Source organism: Bradyrhizobium sp. CER78 (genome assembly GCF_029846235.1).
Lineage (GTDB): Bacteria > Pseudomonadota > Alphaproteobacteria > Rhizobiales > Xanthobacteraceae > Bradyrhizobium.
Genome location: NZ_JARVWP010000018.1, coordinates 108,994 through 128,785 on the forward strand (window position 1 = coordinate 108,994; position 19,792 = coordinate 128,785).

A 19,792-nucleotide genomic window follows, 5' to 3' on the forward strand; every position below is an offset into this window, starting at 1 on the left:
TCCCTGATGCGTGGCGAGGCTTTGCTTGATGGGTCGTGATCCGGGCCGACGATCTCAGGCCGATTTGTTCGGACGCACGCTGGCGCGGAACTCCTCGAAACTCTCCTTCATGCGATCCTGGATGATCTTGACCGCATCTGTTGTCGACTGCCGCGCCGTCGATGCACTGTCCTGGGCACCCTTCACCGCGATGTCGAACATCTTCCGGGCGAACTCGGTCTGCAGAGCGAGATTCTCGTGGACCTTACCGAGCGGCTTGTATTCGCGCGCCAGCGTCGAGGCCTCGCGCAAGCCCGCCTCCAGCACCTCGCGCTGCTTCTGCGCCACCGATTGCGCGCCTTCAGCCGCGACCTTCGCGCTCTTGCCAAGCGCCTCGAGGTTCTTCTTCTGGGCCTGCAGCAGTTCGTCCACGTTCAGCTTCGGCAAGCCGAGGTCACTACCGAACTTCCGCAGCATGTCGATATATGAGCTGTTATCCGTCATGATATTCTCCCTGTGGTTACGACTTAAGGTGCCCGCCTCCGGATGTTGGAACGAGGTCTCTGAGGTAACTGGTCGTGCGCGAAAGCAGGGTCGACGTGGCCTGCCGGCCCTCATCGGCGAGGAACGCCTCGATCAGGCCAGCGGTCTCCGCCGGCCGCGTCACCATGAACAGGTGCCCGTCGTCGATCAGGTGCAGCTCGGCATTCGGGATCAAGCTCGCCATGATCTGACCGTTGATCGGAGGAACCAGCGGATCGTCGCGGCCCATCAGGATCAGCGTCGGCTGCGGCAGCGACCACAGCCAGGGCAGGCTGGTCCAGCCGGTCATCGCCAGCAGCTGATAGAAGTAGCCCATGCTACGCGCGCCATGCATCGCGGCCGCATGCCGGCCGATCAGTGACGGATCGTCGCGAAACGCCCCGCCATAGATGTCGGCGGCGATGCTCTTCATATAGCCCTTGTCGGTGTAGCGGCGCGGCGTCGCCATCTTCAACAGCACCGAGGGGCTTGCCGGCACCATGGTGAAGCCCGGCGCGGTCGCGGCCAGCACCAGCCGGCGGCAGCGCTTCGGAAACTGGTGCGCGAATTGCTGTGCGATGCCGCCGCCCCAGGACACGCCGGCGACGTCGACTTCGACATAACCCAGCTCGGCAACGAGGTCGGCGGCAAGCCGCGCCAGTGTCGATGGACGATAGGGCCAGGCCGGCCTTGGCGAGCCGCCGACGCCGGGCACATCAAAGATGATGGCGGTGGTGCTCGTGAGCGCATCGAGGAACGGCTTCGCCAGCTCCCAATTGGCGCCGATGCCGTTGAACAGCAGCAGCGGCGGCCCGCTGCCGTCGCCGTGCCGGATCGCGACCTGAAGCAGCTGGCCATCGATCGAGACCTGCCGCGTCTCGATGACGCCGCGTTGCGCAACCGGTGGCGGGCTCGCCGTATCGACGCTGGTAATATGCTCAGTCAAAGACGTAGGTTCCTGGTGCTTTCGTAAGGGGCGGATGGCGCACGCTGCCGAGCGCAGCGGGCGCGGTGATCTCGTCGCCTGAGCGCGGCTGCAGCCAGTCGCGCCAGTCGAGCCACCAGCTGCCCTTGCGCTTCTCGGCCGAGGCCATGAACGCATCGGGCTTGTCCGCGGACACCGGCCCGATCATGAACGACGCCTTCGGGTTGCTCGGCGGATTGAGCAGGCTCTGCAGGTGCCCGCTGTTCGACAGCACGAAGGTGGTGCCCTCGCCCATGATCTGGGCGGTCTTGTAGACGCCCTGCCACGGCGTGATGTGGTCGGTCACCCCGGCGACGACATAGCTGTCCGCCTTGACCTTGCTCATGTCGATGGTCTTGTCGTTGAGCGTGAGCTTGCCGGCGTTGACGAACGGGTTGCTGAAGTAGAGATCGAGATAATCGCCATGCAGCGCCGCCGGCAGGCGGGTCGTATCGGCGTTCCAGTACAGGATGTCGAACGCCGGCGGCTGGTTGCCGAGCAGATAGTTGTTGACCCAGTAGTTCCAGATCAGGTCGTTGGGCCGCATCCAGGCGAACATCCGCGCCAAATCATGGCCATCGACGATGCCGCGCAGCTGCGAGGACGCCTTCGCCGCCCGCATGGTCTCGGGCGTCATCAGGCAGCCGAACGCGCTCTCCTCGGCCGAGTTGGGATCGAGCAGGCAGACCGCCAGCACCAGATTCTTGATCTTCTTCTCGGCGGCGCTGCCGAGCGTCGAGAAATAGGCCGTCGCCGTGATGCCGCCGGAGCAGGATCCCATCATCGAGACGTCTTCACTGCCGGAAATCTCGCGCGCCGCGTCGACCGCCTCGTCCAGCGCCGCGACATAAGTGTCAAGCCCCCAGTCGCGGTGCGCGGTGGTCGGGTTGCGCCAGCTCACTGCAAAGACCTGGATGCCGCTCTCCAAAAGGAAGCGCACCATGCTCTTGTCCGGCGAAAGATCGAGCGCGTAGTACTTGTTGATCTGCGGCGGGGTGATCACGAGCGGCCGCTTCCTGACCGTCGGCGTCGTCGGCGTGTACTGGATCAGCTCGAGCAGCTCATTGCGGAAGATCACCGCGCCCGGCGTGGTCGCGAGGTTCTCGCCGACCATGAAGGCCTTCATGTCGACCATCGACGGCATGCCGCGATTCTGCGTCAGATCGCCGATATAGTTCTTGAGGCCGCTCCACAGGCTTTGCCCGCCGGTGTCGATGAACTTGCGGACCGCCGCCGGGTTGGTGATCATCGTGTTGGTCGGCGCTACCGCATCGATCAGGATTTCGGTGATCAGATGCGCGCGCTGTTTGTCGATGTCGCTGAGGCTGGTCTTGTCGACCAGCCCGTTGACCGCTTCGCCCCAGGCCAGATAGGCCTTGAGCAGGCCGCTATGCAGCGAGCTCTCCTTCCAGGTCGGATCGGCAAATCGCTTGTCGCCCGCCTTCGGCGCACGCTCCGACTTGCCGGCGGCGATGGAGCCGAGCTCGCTGACGAACGACAGCCACTGCTCGGTCGCAACCTTCGGTTCGTTGATGACGGCCTTGAACAGGATGCCGGCGCCCTCGACCAGATCCTGGCCCTGGATGCCGACCAGTGGATTGAGCGCCAGCGTGTTGCGCGACGCGGCCTCGGACATGTCAGAGGCCGGCTGATCCGGACTGCGATTTTCGGTGCTCATTGCTTTGCTCCCGCTGCGGGAATCAGAAGTGCCAGCGTCTCGGCGATCAGAGCAGGCTTCTCCGATCCCTCGACCTCCAGCGTATTCAGGGTCTTCATGATCACCTGGCCGCCGTCCCTCGGCTCGATGCCGGACAACACGACGCGCAGCCGCACCCGCGCGCCTGCCGGCACCGGCGCCAAGAAGCGGACCTTGTCGACCCCATAGTTCAGCCCGGCAGCGGCATCGCGCGGAATGATGCCGACCTGCATCGCAAGCGGCGCCACCATCGCAAGCGTCAGATAGCCATGCGCGATCGGACCGCGGAACGGGCTCTCGCGCCTCGCCCGTTCAACGTCGACATGAATCCATTGGTGATCGCCGGTGCAGGATGCGAACGTGTCGATGCGCTGCTGATCGATCGTGGCCCAATCGGAAAGTCCGAGCTCCTTTCCAACGTGTTCGCCCAGCCCGGCCATTGTGAGGCTGCTCATGATGTTGTCCCTCCTCGATCCGTTCTGTCCCAACCTCACATGTCGCCGTACAGCTCGCGCAGCTCCTTCTTGTTGATCTTGCCGACGCTGGTCTTGGGAATGCTGTCGATGAACAGGATCGTCCCGGGGATGCCGTATTTCGAGATCACGCCCTGGTCGGCGAACACCTTGAGATGGTCCTTGATGACGGCATCGCTGACGTCGTCGGCACCGGACGGCTTCTTGACCACCAGCGCGAGCGGCCGCTCGCCCCATTTGTCGTCCTTGACGCCGATCACCGCGGCCTCGGCAACGCCGGCGCATTGTGAGATCAGGTCCTCGATCTGCAGCGAGGAGACCCATTCGCCGCCGGTCTTGATCACGTCCTTGATCCGGTCGGTGATGTGGACGTAGCCGCCCGGGCTGACCACCGCGATATCACTGGTGTGCAGATAGCCGCCGGCCCACAGCTGCTCCGAGCCTTCAGGATTGTTGTAGTAACCCTGGGTGAGCCAGGGCGCGCGCAGCACGATCTCGCCGGCGGACTTGCCGTCATGCGGGATGTCTTTCATGTCGGGGTCGACGATGCGCAGGTCGACCAGTGGACCGGCGATGCCGGCCCGGGTGCGGAATTCGACCTCGCCGTCGGGGTCGCCGCTGAGATCCCTGGAGCTGACATGGGACACCGCGGCCAGCGGACCGGTCTCCGACATGCCGTAACCGGCGAAGATGTCGATGCCGGCCTCCATCGCCTGCTTGGCCAGCGCCTTCGGCAAGGCGGAGCCGCCGATCACCATCTTGAGGCCATTGAGATCGACCTTGGCCGCCGCGGCGGCGTTGAGCAGCATCTGCAGGATGGTCGGCACCCCATGCGTGAAGGTGACGCCCTCGCTCTTGATCAGCTTGACCAGCATCGCCGGCTCGTAGCGGCCGGGATAGACCTGCTTGGTGCCGGCAAGCGTCGCCGACCACGGGAAGCCCCAGGCGTGCACGTGGAACATCGGCGTGATCGGCATGTAGACGTCGTCACGCGAGAAGCGTCCCTGCGACCCCGCCATGCCGAACAGCGCCAGCCCGGCGATCGTGTGCAGCACGAGCTGGCGGTGGCTATAGTAGACGCCCTTCGGCAGCCCGGTGGTGCCGGTCGTGTAGAAGGTGGTGGCCTGGGTGTTCTCGTCGAAATCGGGAAAGTCGTAATCGGGCGAGGCTGCCGCCAGCAGGCTCTCATATTCGCCGATGAAGGACAGGCTGCCGGTCTGCGGCGCCGGCCGGTCCGACATCACGATCATCCGCTTCACATTCGGGAGCTGTCCCTTCATGCCTTCCAGCAATCCGACGAACTCGTCGTTGACGAGCAGCGTCGACGCGCCGGCGTGGTTGATCGTGTAGGCGATCTGCTCGGGCGACAGGCGGACATTCACCGTCTGCAGCACGGCGCCCATCATCGGGATCGCGAAGAATGCTTCGAGGAAGCGATGGCTGTCCCATTCGAGCACGCCGACGGTGTCGCCGGGCTCGACGCCTGCCTTGCTGAGCGCCGAGGCGAGGCGACCGATCCGCTCTCTGGTCTGTCGATAGGTCTGACGCTTGAGATCGCGATAGACGATCTCCTGGTCGGGCGCCTGCACACGCGGCGTGTGCCAAAGCTGCTTGAAGATGAGCGGATATTGATACGCGGATGGTGCAGTCTGAATCAGCCTTCCAACCATGGAAGCCTCCCTCGACCTGGCATGTCCTCCAACCGTGACGTCCGCAGTTCTTGAGTGCGCGGATCGCGTGGTCTGCCGTCCTGCGTCACAGCGGCCTGACCGTGTGACATTAAAACGAAGCCTCGCGTGATGCCCGAGATTTGTGAAGGTCCGAATCGGACATCGGCGGGGTCTCAAGCGGACAGACTGCTCTCATCGACAGCAACGGTCTCGGCCAAAATTGCCCTCTTTGGCGTCTTCACCGTCGTCTCGCCGCCGCCGCTCTTGCTGCTACGCAGCATGGATGACCCATTGATAGGCCTTGGATAAGCCTTGGGTTGCGCCGCGAACCGGCTATGTTCCGAGGTGTTGGCGGGCGTGAATCGGCTCTGCCCGGGCATTGCGGCGTCCTGCTTCGGGACCGAAGGAAAGGCTGGTGCAGGTTGCAACCAACCACGCGACTGAAGAGGCTTCCGGGCTCCCGCGGCGACATCCTGACCGTCGGCACCAGCGACAAGGTCTACGAGACGACCAAGCTCGGTGCCGTCTTCGACATGCTGGCCGGCGCTGGCGTCCCGGCCGACGCTATCCTGCGCGACACCAAAATTCCGCTGGCCGACGTCCATTCACCGCAGGCGCGGATCTCGCTGACGCAACTGCTGACGGTCTGTCAAAACGCGGTGCGGCTGTCGACCGACCGTCATCTGCCCTATCGCATCGGCGCATCGATCCACGTCTCGACATACGGAATGTACGGCTATGCGCTGCTGTGCTGTCCGGACTTTCGCAAGGCGATGGAGTTTGCGATGCGCTACCACGCGCTCGCGGCGCCGCTGGCGGCGATCGACTTCACCGAGGACAAGGCCCATGCGCGCTGGACCATCGAGCCCAATCTGCACGCACTCGCCGACTCCGCGCTCTACCGGTTCGTCGCCGAGATGCAGATCGGCATCCACATCTCGCTGATGCGCGACGTCATGGGGCCTGGCTTCACCCCATTCGAAATCACGCTCGCCTATCCGCGGGCGACCGACTTCGAGCTTCCGCTCGATCATGTCGGGTGCCCGGTGCGCTACGATCAGCCGGCCAACCAGATCGTGTTCAAGGCGCAGTGGCTGGATCGGAGCGCCGATCTCGGCAACAAGACGACCTATCCGACCATCGTGGCCCTCTGCGACGACTTGCTCGGGGATTTGAAACTGCGGACCGGCGTTGCCGGAAAAATCCGCGCCATCCTGCTTCGCGACATCGCAAATCCCCCGACCTTCGAGGCGATCGCAAAGCTGCTCGGCATGAACGACCGGTCGCTGCGGCGCCAGCTTCGTCAGCAGGGCTTTTCCTTCCGCGGACTGCACGACGAGTTGCGGACCCAGCTTGCGCTGAAATATCTCCGCAACACGACACTGGCCAACGAAGACATCGCATTGGCGCTCGGGTTCAGCGACGCGGCGAACTTCAGGCGCGCTTTCCACCGGTGGACCAACAAGGCACCGAGCGATATCCGCGGCGAATAACTGCCGGCTACGATCGCTCACGGTCCTGCTTGCGAGGACCCGACGCATCTTCGGTTCTGATTGAATCAGAACCGAAGCTCCGGATTCTTGTTTGGACGCGTTTTCTTCACGCGAACCGGGGTCCGCTTCGCTCGAAAACGCTCTAGTAGGCGTAAGACGTCTTGCCCGGCTGCACGGTCAGCCGAAACGCAACATCGGTCGACCCGTCCATCAGCTCGATCATGTGGTCGCACACCAGGCAGCGAAACTCACCGGCGACGCCGCCCTTCGACGTCAATTCGATCCGGCGATAGCCGGCCTGGCAATGGGGGCACGTCACGTCAGATTTTCGCATGGAATCAGCAAACCGTTGCTCTCTCTATTTTCCATATACCCATCGTCAGAAATGTGACGGCGTCACGATCTGTGAGAGACAGAAGCGCTTTCGCGCGGATTATCGATGACTGTAAACCGGTGCCGCCGGGCGATAGGGAAACGCCGAGACCCCGAAGTTGCGGCCATATTGTTGCTGCACCGCCGGGACGTTGACCACGCCCACCTTGAGATCCTGCGATTTCGCGTCGATCGGCGGCGTGTTGGTCACGGGCGGATTGACCTGATCGACCTGCTTCTTCAAGCGCTCGTTGATGCAACCAAGCGAAGCCGCATCGCCGCAGCGCTCGGCCGGAGCGCCGCCGCCACCTCGTGCCGCAGGCCGGCCGGCACCGCCATTGGTGTCGCGGTTGAGGTTGAGAGCCGGCGGCGGTGTGCCGACGACAATTTCCGGCAGCGGCGTGTGCTGCTGCGTCTGCGCTTCCGCCTGCATCGCCGACAATGCGGCAACGGCGACCGCCAACATGATCACTTTCATCGGTGCTGCTCCTTGCAGAACCAGGGCTGTTTCAAACGATAGGAAGCCAGGGGCAGATATCAAGCGAGGATCGGCAACGCTACGAGCATGAAAGGCGCAGCCTTGCTATTTCCCTCCCCGGGCCTGGACCACGAGTGCGTTGAGCCGCGTGTTGAGCGCGACGAGGTCGACGCGCCCGATGCGTCCGCCGCCGCCGAGGCACTTGCGGCCGCATCCGCCGCCACCACCACCCCCGCCGCGCCCGGGCTCACCGAACGTTGCGACCGGTACGGTTCCCGTCACCCGAAACCCGCGGGCAAACAGCCGGGCGCGCACCGCTACGCAATAATTCACCGACAGATAGGAGAAGCGGGTCTCGCCATGGCCGGCGCGGTACTTCATGACCGCGGTGCACAGGTCGCCGCCGGCAAGGCGCCACGCCTGGGCAAGGTACATGACACCGAAGTGAATATTGTTTTCGGGAATGGCGAGTTCGGCAAGCGAGCCGGAAAAGCCGAGCATGCGCGCAGTCGACGGCAGCAGCTGCATCAGCCCGATTTCGCCGACACCGCCGATCACGTCGGGATTGTAGCCGCTCTCCACGCCCATCACCGCCTCGGCGATCTCCGGCGCGAGTCCGCTTCCCGCCGCCTCCTTCTCGATCAGCGCGCGATAGCGCATGCGCGCGTCCGACAGCGCGGGCTGGCTTGCCGACGGAGGCGGGAACGTCTTCCCGCCGGCGTCCTTCGGCGAATCTTTCAGCTTTGCCGTGTCCTTGGCCGGCGCGGCCGGCTCGGCCGGCGGCCTTGCCATGGCGTCGGCGGAAGGCTCGGCCTGGTCGACGGCGGCAAACCGCGTGCTGAACGACGACGCCGGCGTCTCTCCCTCGGCATGAACGGGCTGCGCAAGACAAAGCACGAATGCAAGTGCGCCAGCGATGCAGCTGCCCCGACGACGCGCAGGATCGATCAGCTTCCGCGTTCGGCGGAAGCTGATCGCCTTCATCGTGGGAACGTCGTCGTTCATCGGTCGCTTGCGGTCCTGATGGTGGCGCGTCGGCGCGCGACTACTGGATGGTAGGAACTGCCTCGGCTTCCGCGGTGCGCTCATGCGTCGGCCGCTGGACCGGCGCAGCGGGCTGCGGGGCGGCCGCGGCCGCGCCGTTGCGCACGGCGAGCTTCGGCAGCTCCTCGCGCAGATAGGCGATCAGCTCCTGAACCAGCCGGTCCCAGATCTCGATCTGCGCGCGGACGAAGTTCGGCGTCACGCCGCCGGCGACGGTGACATCGAGGCAGAACATCAGGAACGGCTGGCTAAACTGCAACCGTCCGAACCGCCGCGTCGTATTCCAGCGATTGACGAGGTCGAGCGGCAGCTCGCCCTGCACTTGAAGCGTGGTGACCAGCGTGGCGTCGACAAAGCTCTGTTCCTCGCCGACCAGCTGGTTTCCCGGCCGGATCTCGAAGCCAAGCCCCGCCGTCGCCGAGCGCAGATAGGTCGTGTTGGCGACCGGATCGGTCAGCGTTTCGACGCGATAGCCGACGCTCTGGAAGCTGTCGCGCAATACTTCGATGGTCAGCCTGGTGATGGTCTCGGACATTGTGGTCTCCGTATTACTTCTTCGATGCGTCGAGCAGGCTCGACAGCGCAAGTTCGTTGAGGACGGGCGGATGCTGCTTCAGCAACTCGGCGAGATAGCTCCGCCGCATCATGTTCGACCGCTCGGAGCGGATCTGCAGCACCAGCTGGTCGCGCACTTCCGGCAGGGTGCGGGTGTAGGACGCCTTGGTGTCGATCAGCTTGATGATGTGCCAGCCATCGTCGAGCTTGATCGGCTCGGACACGCTGTTCTTGGCGAGCCCCATCACCTGGCCGCGGATCTCCGGACGTATCTGGGTCTCCGCAACCCATCCGAGGTCGCCGGCATCCTTGGCGGCGTTGTTGTCGCCGCGCGCGATCGCGGCGAAATCCGCCCCCGGCGCCTTCAGCTTGCGCTGCACGTCGTCGAGTTCCTGCCGCGCCTTGTCCTCGGCGGCCTTGTCGCCCTCCTTCGGAGCGGCGATGAAGATTTGCGAGAGCTGGAACTGTCGCGGCATCAGGAATGCGGCGCGATTGGCCTCATAGACCTTTTGCAGATCGTCCTCGCTCGGGAAATTCGCCGGCGGCGTCGACACCGATTGCAGGTAGAGCTCGACCACCGCGCCCTCGCGGGCGCGCTCGAGCTGCGCCGCGATGGCCGGTTGCTGATCCCACTTCTTCGCCACCGCCTCTTGCAGCACGAGGCGGTTGGCAAGCAGCAGCCGGACCGCCTGGCTGAGCATGGCCGGGTCCTTGGCGAGCGCAGCCTGCTCGCGCGGCGCAAGTGCTGCGACATAGCTGCGCAGATCATCGGCGGAGATATTGGTCTCGCCGACGCGCGCGATGACATTCTCCGGAGCGGTGGCGGGCTTCGGCGCGGCCGCGACCGGAGCCGGCGTGGCGGCGGCTTGCGCCTGCGCCGCGGGCTGCGGCTGCGGTTTCCTGACCGGAGCCTGCACTGTGCGTGGCGCGGGAGCCTGGGTCTGCGCCGGTGCATCGATCGGCGCAACGAAGGTCGCGACGACGGCCGCGAGGCCGATCGAGCGAAGCGGCTTCGCGATAGTGGCGGTCGTCATGGGTTCACCTTCTGATCGAGGAACTTGTCCTGGCTTTCCTGCAGCTGGTTCTGGATTTCGACCCGGCGCTGCTGAATCATCGGCTCGCGCGACACCACGATCTCGCCGATGGTCAGGTCCTTGTAGCGCTGCACCATCTCCTTGCCGGCCTTGACCAGCTGGGTGTTCTTGGCGATGCAGCTCTTGGTGCTGGCCTTGTAGGCGGTGGCCTCACCTTCGAACTTGGCGCGCTCGGCATCCTTGCTGCGAGCGACGGTGGCGGCCTCCTCATAGGCCGACTTCCACTTCTCCAGCGTCTCGTCACGTTCGGCGAGCCGCTGATTGAACTCGTCGACCGCCTCGCGATGTTCCTTGTCGGCCTTCTTCAGCTGCGCCTTGAGGTCGTCGACCTCCTTCTTGGCCGCGGCCTTCTCGCGATCGGCGTCGGCGATCTTCGCTTGCATCGCCGTGCGCTGGTCTTCCAGCGCACGGGTCTGCGCCGTCGCGCTGCGCAGGGCCTCGCGCAGGCGATCGGTCTCGGACTGAGCGAATGCGGTGCCGGAGCTCAAGGCTCCGACAACCATCATCAGGACAAAGAGTGTAATGCGCATGGTCAGAACTTCGCGTTGAGGTCGACTTGCAGGACGTCGACGGCATAGGGGCTGCCGGCGATGCTGTTGGCGCTCATCCAGCGCAAGGTGGCCCAGACATTCTCGCCGAGACCGATATTGCCGCCGACGAAATAGCCCTTGAGGTTGGTGCCGCCGAGACCGAAGTCGGAGTCGGCGAAGGCATCGATGGTGGCGTCGGATTCCAGGTATTTGTAGCCGGCGTGGACGTTCCAATCCCAGAGATGCTTGATCTCCCGGTTGCCGACGGTGACGCGGCCGAGCCAGCCCTGATTGCCGCCGTTGAATGCGCCGGGCGTGGTGCCGCCATCCGGGCTCGGCCCGCGATTGTTCATCAGCACACCGTAGGTCGCCGCAGCCGCGTTCATGGCAGAGCGGCTGAACGCGGTGTTGTAGACATACTCGCCGTCGAGCACGATGTGAGCCGGATGGAAATGTCCGAGATCGAGCTGCCCGCTGACGACCACCGGGCGATACTGGCTGACCAGTCCGAAATATTCGAACTGATTGATCTGGCCGCCATTGTTACCCGTCCCGATCGGATCGGCGATGATCTGGCGCAGCGGGAAGTAGGTGTTGCCCTTCTGCGCAAAGCCCGGCCGCGTCAGGTCGGTATTGCAGACGTCAGACGCCGAGGTGATCCGGCAAGGACTCGAGAACTGGCCCTGAACGTTGTCGAAATCGTAAAACGCAACGCCGAAGCGGAATGCGTATTCCGGGCTGAAGCGGGCATTGAAACCGGCCTGGCCCCCGAACAGCCATTTGTCGTGGCTCGGAAACTTGCTCGGCGGTGAATTCAGATTGCTCGGATCGACCGGCAGATTGTTGCCGGCGTTGAAATCGGTGTTGTAGATCGGGAACGCACCGCCCACCACGAACGGCGTGAAGCCTTCCCACACCTCGTGCTTGGCCTGAACGGCAAAGCCGTCGAAGCCAAGCTCCTTGTACCAGACGAGATCGGTCGGCGACCAGAATGGATTGTCGATACGGCCTGCGGAGATCCTGAGATCATCGCCCCACGTCTGCCAGTTGATATAGCCGCGGTCGAGCCAGACGCCATACTTCGAGAAGTTGCCCGCGCCGCCACCAAGGGTCTGGTTGGTCGACACCGGCGAATTGTTCTCGCCGGTCGCAATGCGCAGGCCGGCCGAGAACCCGTAAAGCAGATCGGCTTCCATGCCGAGCCGGCCTCGGAACCGAAACTGGTTGCGATCCTGCGTGGCGTCGTAGGTCGGCCCGAACGTATTGCTCGAGATGTCGTAGGGCGAGCCGGAATTGATCGCGTTGTAGTTGGCGGCACCGGCCTGGTCGTTGCCGGTCGGGAAATAGCTGCCCTGATAGCGCACGCGCGCGTCGCCGTAGAAGCGGATGCGTTGCGCCCATTCCGGATAGGTTCCGGGCGACGCCCAGTTTTCCTTCTGTGCCTTGGCCATCACCTCCTGCTTAATCCCTTCCCGTAACTGTCTTTTGACGACTTCGGGAACGTAGGTGACGTGGCGGGTGCCGGGCGGCTGCGCCGCCGCGGCGGCGGCGGTTGCGGCCTTGGTGGCATCGTCGGCCTTGGCCGTGGCATCCTTTGCGGCTTGGCGGGAGACATAGGCTTCGTCCTCGGCCTGCTTGATCAGCGCCTGGGCCTGCTCCTCCTTGAGGACGCCCTGCTGCACCAGCAGATTGACGAGGTTGACGGTGGCGTTCGACGATGTCGGCTTGGTGCTCGACACCTTCGGCTTCTTGGCATCGGTACGCTTCGCCGCGGCGGCGGGAGCCTGGTCGGCAGCCTGGTCCGCGGTCTGGCCCACGGCCGGCGTTGCGCAGGCGAGCGCGCCCAGCGACACCGCAAGCGGCAATGCGCGCCATTCTGCGTGAGCTCGTTTCCTAAACATCAGTCCCCCAGTTTCTCACTCGCAACATTGAAGTTCGTAGGTTGGTCGTTTGTCGGTTGGTATCGTCAGCTCGGCCGTCGCGCGGTGACGCGCGTGACGACCGGCATTGGCATGTCCTTGGGCGGTGGTTCGCGCAGCGTCAGCTGGCCGATCACCTCGTTGCGCAGCGCGGCATCAACCTCCGGATTGCCGGACGACGGCGTCAGGACGACGCGGGTGATGTGACCTGAGCCGTCCACCCACAGCCGCACCTGGATCTGCGTCGCCATGTTGCGCGTCTTCGGGTTGGCGCGGATCGCGGCCTCGATCTGCGAGGTGATGATGGTGGCGTACCAGCCAAAGCGGCTGCCGCCTCCGCCGCCACCGCCATAGGGGCTGCCGCCGGGCTTGCCGCCGAGATTGAACAGATCGCCGGGTCCAGTCGGCTTCGCATCGAGCGACAGCGGACCGGGCGGCTCGTCGTTCTTGGCGTCCTTGGCCGGCTCGTCCTTCTTGTCGACCGGCTTCTCTTCCTTGAACTCGGGCTCCGCCATCTTGGGCTGCTCGATCATCTTCTGCTCGGGCTGCGGCTGTGGCGGCGGAGGCGGAGGTGGCGGCGGCAGTGTCACATTGACGATAGTGAGATCGCGCACCTGGCGCGGCGGCGGCATGTCGTCGTGGCCGAGAAAGAAATAGACGATGCCGCAAAGGAACAGCGCGACCACCGCCACCACAGCGCCGTAACGCAGTAGCGCACTGCGCTCGCCCTTGCGGGCAGCCGTGCTGTTGCGGGCGGGCGCCGGCGCCGCGGCAGGTGCGGGCGCGGCGGCCGCCTCGTGATCGTCGGCCGGCGGCGTGGCGCGCGCGGCCTGTGCGTTCTGATCCCGCATCGGCGCGTTCATGGCGCGGCCTCCACCGAGGCGCGATCGCGCAACCTGTCATTGACGTACTGCGTGACGAAGCTGGCGAGCGCGCCGAAGTCCGTGGTCTTCAGGATGACCTTGGTGTCGGGGCTCGCTTCGATCGCGGCGTGAAAGGTCTCGATCTCGCTCAAATAGTCCACATAGGCCGACGCATCGATCGAGAGGCGGGCCCACGGGCAGCGCGAAATCGTCAGCCACAACGGATCGCCAGCGGGCTCGCGGCCGGCGACGTACCTGCGCAACGCATCGGCGAGCTTGACCAGCAGGGCCTCGCCGTGAAGCGGAAATGCCACCACCTCGCCGCGCGGCTCCTCGCGCATGTCCGCCGCGACCGGCGCCAGCGGAAGCTCCGCGCCCATACCGGCGCGGATCGACGCCTGCGACACCGGCTCGGCGCGCGTGACATCCGCGGCATCGCCGCCGTGATCGCAACCTTGATCGGACGATCGCATCATGCTGCTCAGCCACGACCGCAGCGTCCTGCGCTCGGTCAGTGGGAAGGGTGCTGGCTGGGTGATCATGGCGTCGCTTCCCGATCCGCTCACTTCACGAGCGGCTTGGTGGCGAGACCGACCTGGCTCAGGCCGATGCGGCTGAGCAGGTCGAACACATCCATCACGCTCTGGTACTGCGCCTGCGCATCGCCGCGCAGCACCACGGGAAATTCCGGCGTCAGCGCCTTCTGCTGGACCAGCCGCTGCTCGAGCTCGGGCAGCGTGACCGGGATCGTGTCGAGGAAGATCTTGCCGTCATTGGCGACCGTGATCGCCTTGGTGGTCTGGGTCGCAAGGCTCGGCGCCGCCGAGGCCTTCGGCAGATTGACCTTCTGCCCCTGCACGGTCGCGGTCGTCATGATGATGAAGATCACCAGCAGCACGTAGGCGAGGTCCAACATCGGCGTGATGTTGATGTCGTCATAGGGTTTGGAATCGGCCTGGATCTGCATCGCCGTTACTCCGCGGCGATGCGGTGTTCGACCGGGTCCGGCCGGTCGGCGGAATAGAATTCCGCCATCTTGGTCACGAACTCGTCGACGAAGACCTGAATGTCGTTGGTCAGGTCCTTGATCCGGGAGATCAGGTAGTTGTAGCCGAACAGCGCCGGGATCGCGACGCCGAGACCGGCGACGGTCGCCACCAGCGCCGCGGCGATGCCGGGCGCGATCGCGTTGACGTTGACGTCACCGCTCGCCGCGATCGCCGCGAAGGTGATCATGACGCCGACCACGGTGCCGAGCAGACCGAGGAACGGTCCGCCGGAGATCGCGATGGTCAGCACCACCATCAGGCGGTTGAGCCGCTGCATCTCCTTGACGACGCCGCTATCGAGCGCCGCGCGGATCGCCGCGATCGAGACTGCCGACAGCACCGGAGCACGCTGCGAGTTGCTGAAGCGATGACGGATCTCCGCTGCGCCGATGTGGTAGATGCGGTAGAGCGAGGACGAACGCATCATCTTGGCGTCGGCCTCGGTGAGGCGTCCGCCCAGCGTCGAGACGTCGTCGGCATCGCCGCGATCCAGCATGGTGAGATCGGCGGCGATCTCGCGGAAGCCCTTCATGAACTGGGCGTTCGCCCTGGCCTGCTTGTTGAGATACGAGGCCTTGTCGATCATCACCACCCAGCTGATCGCGGCCATGATCAAGAGAATGCCGATCACCACCCAGCCGTCGAGCGTCACCGACTTCAGGATCACCGCGAAGTAGCCGGACAGCCAGCTTGCCGTCTCTTCATCGACGCTGAAGGCCATCAGCTTGGCCTGGTCGGGGCCCTGCCCGATCGCCATCACCTTGATGAGCCCGGCGGGACGCGCGACCTTGCTGATCTGCACCTCGTCGATGTCGCCGACAAAGCCGGCCATGGCAGCAGCGGGCGCCGGTGCCGGCGTTGCCCCCGCATCCGGCGTCGCCGCGGGCGCGGCGCCACCGTCCGCAGCCGACGCATCAGGGGGCACTGACGGTGTTGCTGCGGACGGGGCCGTCGCAGGCGCGATCGGAGAAGCGGAGGTCGACGAATCCCCTCCGATCAGGCCAACAGTATTGAGAGCCGGCAGGCTCGCGCTGAGCGCGGCATAGGATGCGCCGTCGAGATAGAGCGTGACCTGGCCGTTTGCCGCAACGACGGCGACATGATGCCAGCCGCCGGCCGCGACCGGTGCGCCAGCAGTCGAGCGCTGCACGGCGCCCGCTTTGGTGACTTCAACGAACGGGCTGCCATTATCGACACCGATCACCAGCGCGTTGGCACCATCACGCCGGCTGAACAGCGCAGCGTTCGGCTGCAGCGCGGCCGGCTTGATCCAGGCCGACCAGGTCAGCGCGGCGCCATCGGGCGATGCGAGCGACGGCGAGGCCGGCACGGTCACCGGCGCGCGGCCGTCGAGCCGCAGTCCGGTTCCGATCAGCGAGCCATCCGCCGGCTGGCCGACGCTCTGCGCGTTGTTGGCCCAAACCGAGGAATCGATCGCCGGCGTGCCGCGCTCGTTGAAGTGATAGACCGTCAGGGTGTCCGGATCGTAGGTTCCCTTGGGGTCGCTGGTCGCGAGCGCTTTCTTGTTGCCGTAATAGAGCCAGATGTCGGTCCGTGCGCCCGGCGCGATGTTCGGCACCGCAACCCAGACCAGACCTTCGCCAAGCAAGGAGTCGAACTTCTCGATGTGATGCTTCAGCGGCGTCTTGTCGTCACCGGCGACGAAGCGCAGATCGCTGCCGTCGTCCTTTGCCGCGCTGAAGCGGAAATTGCCGACATGCAGCCGCACCAGCACCGGCGTCGCCCCGATCGGATCGGTGACGTTGGCGCCCGATGCGCTGACGTCGACCGTGATCTTCTTGCGCAGCGACCATTCGTCGTTCCACCAGGCATTTGCCGGTGCGAGCGTCGTCAGCAGGGCGACGAGCCCAAACAACAATGCCGTCGCGACGTTCGCAATACCTCGGCACAGCGCCGGCCGGCGCGTGCGTCGCTCGAGAGAGAGACCCATCCCCATCAGAATTCACCCCAGATTCGGAAGTTCACGCGCGGACTGTTGGCGTGCGTGTATGCTTGAGTAACGCCCGGCACCGAAAACGCGACCATGCCGTTGAAATATTCGAGCGTCTTGAATCGCGTGCCGACGCCGTAGCTCCATGCGACGAATGACGACTCCTGTCCCGGAAGCGGCTGCTGGATCGACGCGTACCCGCCGTCCATGAACGTGAAGAAGCGCCAGTCGTTGAACGTGACGAAGCGCGGCTTGCCGTCGCCGGTTTCGCTCTTGAGCTCGCCTTGCAGCATGCTGCCGACATTGGGCGTGCGCAGCTCGAAATTGGCGACCGCACCGTTGTCGCCGAGCACCTCGGACTCGAGGTAGCCGCGAACGGTATCGAGACCGCCGAGGCTGAACTGCTCGCTCGAGACCAGCGGACCGTCGGCGATCTGCCCCTGCACCTTGCCGTAGAGCTGGAAACCTTCCGGCAGCTCCTGGGTATGCGAGACGTCCATGTTGAAATGGGTGAAGCTCGGCGAAGCCTTGAAGCGCTTCGCGTCGAACTCGTCCCACGGGCTGCTCAGTGTCCGGATGTTGTAGGTGATGCCGGCATTGAACTGGGTCGTGAACTTCTCGTCCTGGAACGTCGCCCCATAGCTCGCGACGACAGGATAATAAGTGACCGGCGACGAGAAGCCGTCGGTGCCGAGCTTCACGGTCTGGTCGAAATGCTTGTAGTCCATGCCGACCGACAACGTATGGAACAGGCCTTCGCGCGTCGGCAGGGTGATCACGGCCCGCTCGCCGATGATCATGCCGGGACCGACCACGTTGGTGCCGCCGATCGTCGCGACATTGCTGTTCGACTTCACGCTATAGAACAGCAGATTGAGCCAGTCGGCGTTCGGGATCCGCGCCATATAGGAGCCGGAGAACACCTCGGCATCGCTCGGACGTTCCGGCGCGACCTGATAGGTGAAGCTCAGGGAATGGCTGAGCTGCCACAGATTGTCGTAATGTACGGTGGCGGAGACGCGGCTCGCCGTGGTCGACGGCGATTGCCGGTTGTTGGCCTCGAGGCTGGCGTGGAACGGCGCCTTGTCCTCGACATTGAGGTCGACGTCGACGGTGCCCGGCGCCACGCCGGCACGCAGCGCCGGGGTGACGCGGCGATCCGGCCACTGGTTGAGCGACACGATGTCCTTGGTGACATCGGTGAAATTCGGAACGCTGCCTTCCTTCAACGAAGGCGCACTGTCCTTGATCCGGTCGAGATCGAAATAGCGCGAGTTCTTCACCCGCAGCCGCCCGACCTTCAGTTCGGTCACCTTGAGGGTGACCACGCCGCCAGTCACGTTCTGCTGCGGGACCGCGACGCTGACGGTCTGGAAACCCTTGTCGTGATACGCCTTCTCCAGCGCGGCCCGCGCCTTCTCGACGTCTTCCGAAGTCTTGCCCGGACCGAGGAACGGGTAGATCGCCTCCTCGATCTCGACCTGCGGCAGCTTTTCGGCGCCCTGTACGGCGAAGTCATCGATGTCGAAGCGCTGCGGCGGCGCCGACGGCTTTTGCGCCGGCGCGTTCGCCTGAGCCGGCTGCTTGCCCGCTGCCGGCGCGGCAGCCGCAGAATCCTTCGCTGCAGAATCCTTCGCTGCTGCCTTTGCCGCATGCGCCGGAGCGACGGCTGTTACGGAGCCAGCTACGGTGAGTGCCGCAGCCGACACAAGCAACCCGACCCGACACCGCGGACGATGCCCAGAAACCCAATGATGTCTTCGACTACGCACAGACGTCCCACTTAGTTCGCGCAGACGCGCGCCATCGCGACGGGAAGGCCGCGATGACGACGCCTTACTCAGAAGACGTCTGGGCGAATGCAAACCCGCAAAAGAATCTGCGGCATCGCGGAATAAATTTTTGGTTTGTTAGGAAGTCGGGCGGCGCGGCGTCGATTCGTTCGATTGGAGCCCCGTTCCGATTGCAGCGAACGGCGTGCCGGTCTTTTCTTGTCGCGTTTTCTTCATGCGAACCGGCACCCATCCCGCATCAAGTGCGGACAGGCTTGGTTCGAAAACGCTCTTTGGTCAGCTCATCAGCACCACACCGCCAGGCAGCGATGTGATCCGCGCGCCGAACAGCTGCTCGACCTGGGCGACGAAATTGTCGAGCTTGTCGACCTGGAATGTGCCGTTGACGAGCCGGCGCTTCAGTTCCGCATTGGTGATGATGATCTTTCCGGCGCGGTACCGATTCACCTCGTCGACGACGCTCGCCAGCGGCCGGTCGCGGAAGATCAACAATCCGGCCTGCCAGGCCGCCACCTGCTTGGCATCGACCGGAAGCGATGCCTGCAAGCCCGCGCGCGAGTAGCTGACCTGTTCGGCCTTGCGGAGCTGCACGGAGTGGCCGTCCTGCTCGACGGTGACGATGCCGTCGAGGCACGTCACCGAAACGACGCCATCGAGGCAGCGCGCGTTGAAATCGGCCTGCAGCGCGCTGATGCGTCCGTCCCGCGCCAGCATCACCAGCGGCGTCGACGACGACCTTCGCGCGACCACCGAGGCCTCGCCCGAAATCAGCTCGACCCGCGTCTCGTTCGGCGCGGTTCGCAGCGCCAGGCTGGTCTGGGTGTTCAATTCAACCGAAATGTCGGGCGCCAGCATCACCTTGCGCTGCTCGCCCTTTCCGGTCCGGTAATCGGCCGAGAGTTCGTCGATCGACGGCCACATGTCGAGTGGCGGACGGATCATCATGTAGCCGGCCGCAGCGGCAATCGCGCCACCGAGCACGATGCGGCGCGTCAACAGACGTGACGACCGGGGCGGCAACGCCGTGACCGAGGCGGTTGCTGCCTGATCTTCGGCAAGCTCCTTTGCCGCGACGCCGGCGGTGCGAAACAGCCGGACCGCCGTCCTGAACGCATCCTCATGGTCAGGGCTTTGCGCGCGCCAGCGTTGCAACGCGTCGAGGTCGGCGCGGGTCGGCGCACCGGCTTTCAGCCGAACAACCCAGTCAAGCGCCTCATCCAGCAACGGATGGGGCCCGGAAGTGCGGGTCGGCTCGGTCACGACGGATCGCTCATCACCCTGCTCGCCAAACCTCAACCTCCACGCGTCGAGCACATAGCGAAGGTCGCTATATAGACGATTCCGACG

General features: G+C 64.7%; 19 protein-coding genes. 1 reads left to right on the forward strand and 18 read right to left on the reverse strand.

What is annotated here, in order from left to right; genetic code table 11:
- Window positions 1-54 precede the first annotated feature (54 nt).
- From phaP to QDT69_RS30175, 5 genes are read right to left on the reverse strand one after another with little or no spacing between them, the layout of a single operon-like run.
- A complete protein-coding gene (phaP, locus tag QDT69_RS30155; RefSeq protein WP_279710106.1) occupies window positions 55-483 on the reverse strand; it encodes a TIGR01841 family phasin in 429 nt (142 codons plus the stop codon).
- Between the two features lie 16 nt (window positions 484-499).
- The gene (gene phaZ, locus QDT69_RS30160; protein ID WP_279710107.1) at window positions 500-1,447 is read right to left on the reverse strand and encodes a poly(3-hydroxyalkanoate) depolymerase; all 948 of its coding nucleotides are present in this window, start codon (window positions 1,445-1,447) and stop codon (window positions 500-502) included.
- Window positions 1,440-3,143 (reverse strand): alpha/beta fold hydrolase, encoded by a 1,704-nt coding sequence (locus tag QDT69_RS30165; protein ID WP_279710108.1) that lies wholly within the window; start codon window positions 3,141-3,143, stop codon window positions 1,440-1,442. The genes phaZ and QDT69_RS30165 overlap by 8 nt, the downstream gene beginning before the upstream one ends.
- The gene (locus tag QDT69_RS30170) at window positions 3,140-3,616 is read right to left on the reverse strand and encodes a MaoC family dehydratase (protein ID WP_279710109.1); all 477 of its coding nucleotides are present in this window, start codon (window positions 3,614-3,616) and stop codon (window positions 3,140-3,142) included. The genes QDT69_RS30165 and QDT69_RS30170 overlap by 4 nt, the downstream gene beginning before the upstream one ends.
- A 35-nt stretch (window positions 3,617-3,651) precedes the next feature.
- Window positions 3,652-5,304 carry a fatty acid--CoA ligase gene (locus tag QDT69_RS30175; protein WP_279710110.1) on the reverse strand — a complete coding sequence of 551 codons (1,653 nt, stop codon included), beginning with the start codon at window positions 5,302-5,304 and terminating at the stop codon, window positions 3,652-3,654.
- Window positions 5,305-5,726: 422 nt separating this feature from the next.
- Here QDT69_RS30175 and QDT69_RS30180 point away from each other — a divergent pair, with 422 nt between their 5' ends.
- Window positions 5,727-6,797: an AraC family transcriptional regulator gene (locus QDT69_RS30180; protein WP_279710111.1), complete on the forward strand. Its 1,071-nt coding sequence runs from the start codon at window positions 5,727-5,729 to the stop codon at window positions 6,795-6,797.
- 142 nt (window positions 6,798-6,939) lie between these two features.
- Here the strand turns inward: QDT69_RS30180 and QDT69_RS30185 are convergent, their stop codons facing one another.
- From QDT69_RS30185 to QDT69_RS30245, 13 genes are all read right to left on the reverse strand, one after another.
- Window positions 6,940-7,116 carry an MJ0042-type zinc finger domain-containing protein gene (locus QDT69_RS30185; RefSeq protein ID WP_307756240.1) on the reverse strand — a complete coding sequence of 59 codons (177 nt, stop codon included), beginning with the start codon at window positions 7,114-7,116 and terminating at the stop codon, window positions 6,940-6,942.
- Window positions 7,117-7,230: 114 nt separating this feature from the next.
- Window positions 7,231-7,647, reverse strand: a complete 417-nt coding sequence (locus QDT69_RS30190) for a hypothetical protein (protein WP_279710112.1) — start codon at window positions 7,645-7,647, stop codon at window positions 7,231-7,233.
- Between the two features lie 105 nt (window positions 7,648-7,752).
- Window positions 7,753-8,652: a transglycosylase SLT domain-containing protein gene (locus QDT69_RS30195; RefSeq protein WP_279710113.1), complete on the reverse strand. Its 900-nt coding sequence runs from the start codon at window positions 8,650-8,652 to the stop codon at window positions 7,753-7,755.
- A gap of 40 nt (window positions 8,653-8,692) precedes the next feature.
- Complete coding sequence (locus QDT69_RS30200) at window positions 8,693-9,226, reverse strand: YbjN domain-containing protein (protein WP_279710114.1); 534 nt, start codon at window positions 9,224-9,226, stop codon at window positions 8,693-8,695.
- 13 nt (window positions 9,227-9,239) lie between these two features.
- Window positions 9,240-10,280, reverse strand: coding sequence for a peptidylprolyl isomerase (locus QDT69_RS30205; RefSeq protein WP_279710115.1), 1,041 nt, complete (start codon window positions 10,278-10,280; stop codon window positions 9,240-9,242).
- A complete protein-coding gene (locus QDT69_RS30210) occupies window positions 10,277-10,870 on the reverse strand; it encodes a hypothetical protein (RefSeq protein ID WP_279710116.1) in 594 nt (197 codons plus the stop codon). Before QDT69_RS30210 ends, QDT69_RS30205 begins: the two co-directional genes overlap by 4 nt.
- 2 nt (window positions 10,871-10,872) lie before the next feature.
- A complete protein-coding gene (locus QDT69_RS30215) occupies window positions 10,873-12,771 on the reverse strand; it encodes a putative porin (RefSeq protein WP_279710117.1) in 1,899 nt (632 codons plus the stop codon).
- A gap of 65 nt (window positions 12,772-12,836) precedes the next feature.
- Complete coding sequence (locus QDT69_RS30220; protein WP_279710118.1) at window positions 12,837-13,652, reverse strand: TonB C-terminal domain-containing protein; 816 nt, start codon at window positions 13,650-13,652, stop codon at window positions 12,837-12,839.
- Window positions 13,649-14,194, reverse strand: coding sequence for a hypothetical protein (locus QDT69_RS30225; RefSeq protein ID WP_279710119.1), 546 nt, complete (start codon window positions 14,192-14,194; stop codon window positions 13,649-13,651). Before QDT69_RS30225 ends, QDT69_RS30220 begins: the two co-directional genes overlap by 4 nt.
- 20 nt (window positions 14,195-14,214) lie before the next feature.
- Window positions 14,215-14,619: a biopolymer transporter ExbD gene (locus QDT69_RS30230; protein ID WP_024578845.1), complete on the reverse strand. Its 405-nt coding sequence runs from the start codon at window positions 14,617-14,619 to the stop codon at window positions 14,215-14,217.
- A 5-nt stretch (window positions 14,620-14,624) separates the two neighbouring features.
- Entirely contained in the window at window positions 14,625-16,652 is a 2,028-nt protein-coding gene (locus QDT69_RS30235) for a DUF2341 domain-containing protein (protein ID WP_279710148.1), read from the reverse strand.
- Window positions 16,653-16,657: 5 nt separating this feature from the next.
- Window positions 16,658-18,361, reverse strand: coding sequence for a ShlB/FhaC/HecB family hemolysin secretion/activation protein (locus QDT69_RS30240; protein ID WP_279710120.1), 1,704 nt, complete (start codon window positions 18,359-18,361; stop codon window positions 16,658-16,660).
- 360 nt (window positions 18,362-18,721) lie between these two features.
- A complete protein-coding gene (locus QDT69_RS30245) occupies window positions 18,722-19,705 on the reverse strand; it encodes a FecR domain-containing protein (protein ID WP_279710121.1) in 984 nt (327 codons plus the stop codon).
- Window positions 19,706-19,792 lie beyond the last annotated feature (87 nt).

Excerpts from the sequence above, each read along its gene's own strand:
- phaP (WP_279710106.1), bottom strand. The coding sequence starts at position 483 with ATGACGGATAACAGCTCATATATCGACATGCTGCGGAAGTTCGGTAGT.
- QDT69_RS30165 (WP_279710108.1), bottom strand. The coding sequence starts at position 3,143 with ATGAGCACCGAAAATCGCAGTCCGGATCAGCCGGCCTCTGACATGTCC.
- QDT69_RS30170 (WP_279710109.1), bottom strand. The coding sequence starts at position 3,616 with ATGAGCAGCCTCACAATGGCCGGGCTGGGCGAACACGTTGGAAAGGAG.
- QDT69_RS30175 (WP_279710110.1), bottom strand. The coding sequence starts at position 5,304 with ATGGTTGGAAGGCTGATTCAGACTGCACCATCCGCGTATCAATATCCG.
- QDT69_RS30190 (WP_279710112.1), bottom strand. The coding sequence starts at position 7,647 with ATGAAAGTGATCATGTTGGCGGTCGCCGTTGCCGCATTGTCGGCGATG.
- QDT69_RS30195 (WP_279710113.1), bottom strand. The coding sequence starts at position 8,652 with ATGAACGACGACGTTCCCACGATGAAGGCGATCAGCTTCCGCCGAACG.
- QDT69_RS30200 (WP_279710114.1), bottom strand. The coding sequence starts at position 9,226 with ATGTCCGAGACCATCACCAGGCTGACCATCGAAGTATTGCGCGACAGC.
- QDT69_RS30205 (WP_279710115.1), bottom strand. The coding sequence starts at position 10,280 with ATGACGACCGCCACTATCGCGAAGCCGCTTCGCTCGATCGGCCTCGCG.
- QDT69_RS30210 (WP_279710116.1), bottom strand. The coding sequence starts at position 10,870 with ATGCGCATTACACTCTTTGTCCTGATGATGGTTGTCGGAGCCTTGAGC.
- QDT69_RS30215 (WP_279710117.1), bottom strand. The coding sequence starts at position 12,771 with ATGTTTAGGAAACGAGCTCACGCAGAATGGCGCGCATTGCCGCTTGCG.
- QDT69_RS30220 (WP_279710118.1), bottom strand. The coding sequence starts at position 13,652 with ATGAACGCGCCGATGCGGGATCAGAACGCACAGGCCGCGCGCGCCACG.
- QDT69_RS30225 (WP_279710119.1), bottom strand. The coding sequence starts at position 14,194 with ATGATCACCCAGCCAGCACCCTTCCCACTGACCGAGCGCAGGACGCTG.
- QDT69_RS30230 (WP_024578845.1), bottom strand. The coding sequence starts at position 14,619 with ATGCAGATCCAGGCCGATTCCAAACCCTATGACGACATCAACATCACG.
- QDT69_RS30235 (WP_279710148.1), bottom strand. The coding sequence starts at position 16,652 with ATGGGTCTCTCTCTCGAGCGACGCACGCGCCGGCCGGCGCTGTGCCGA.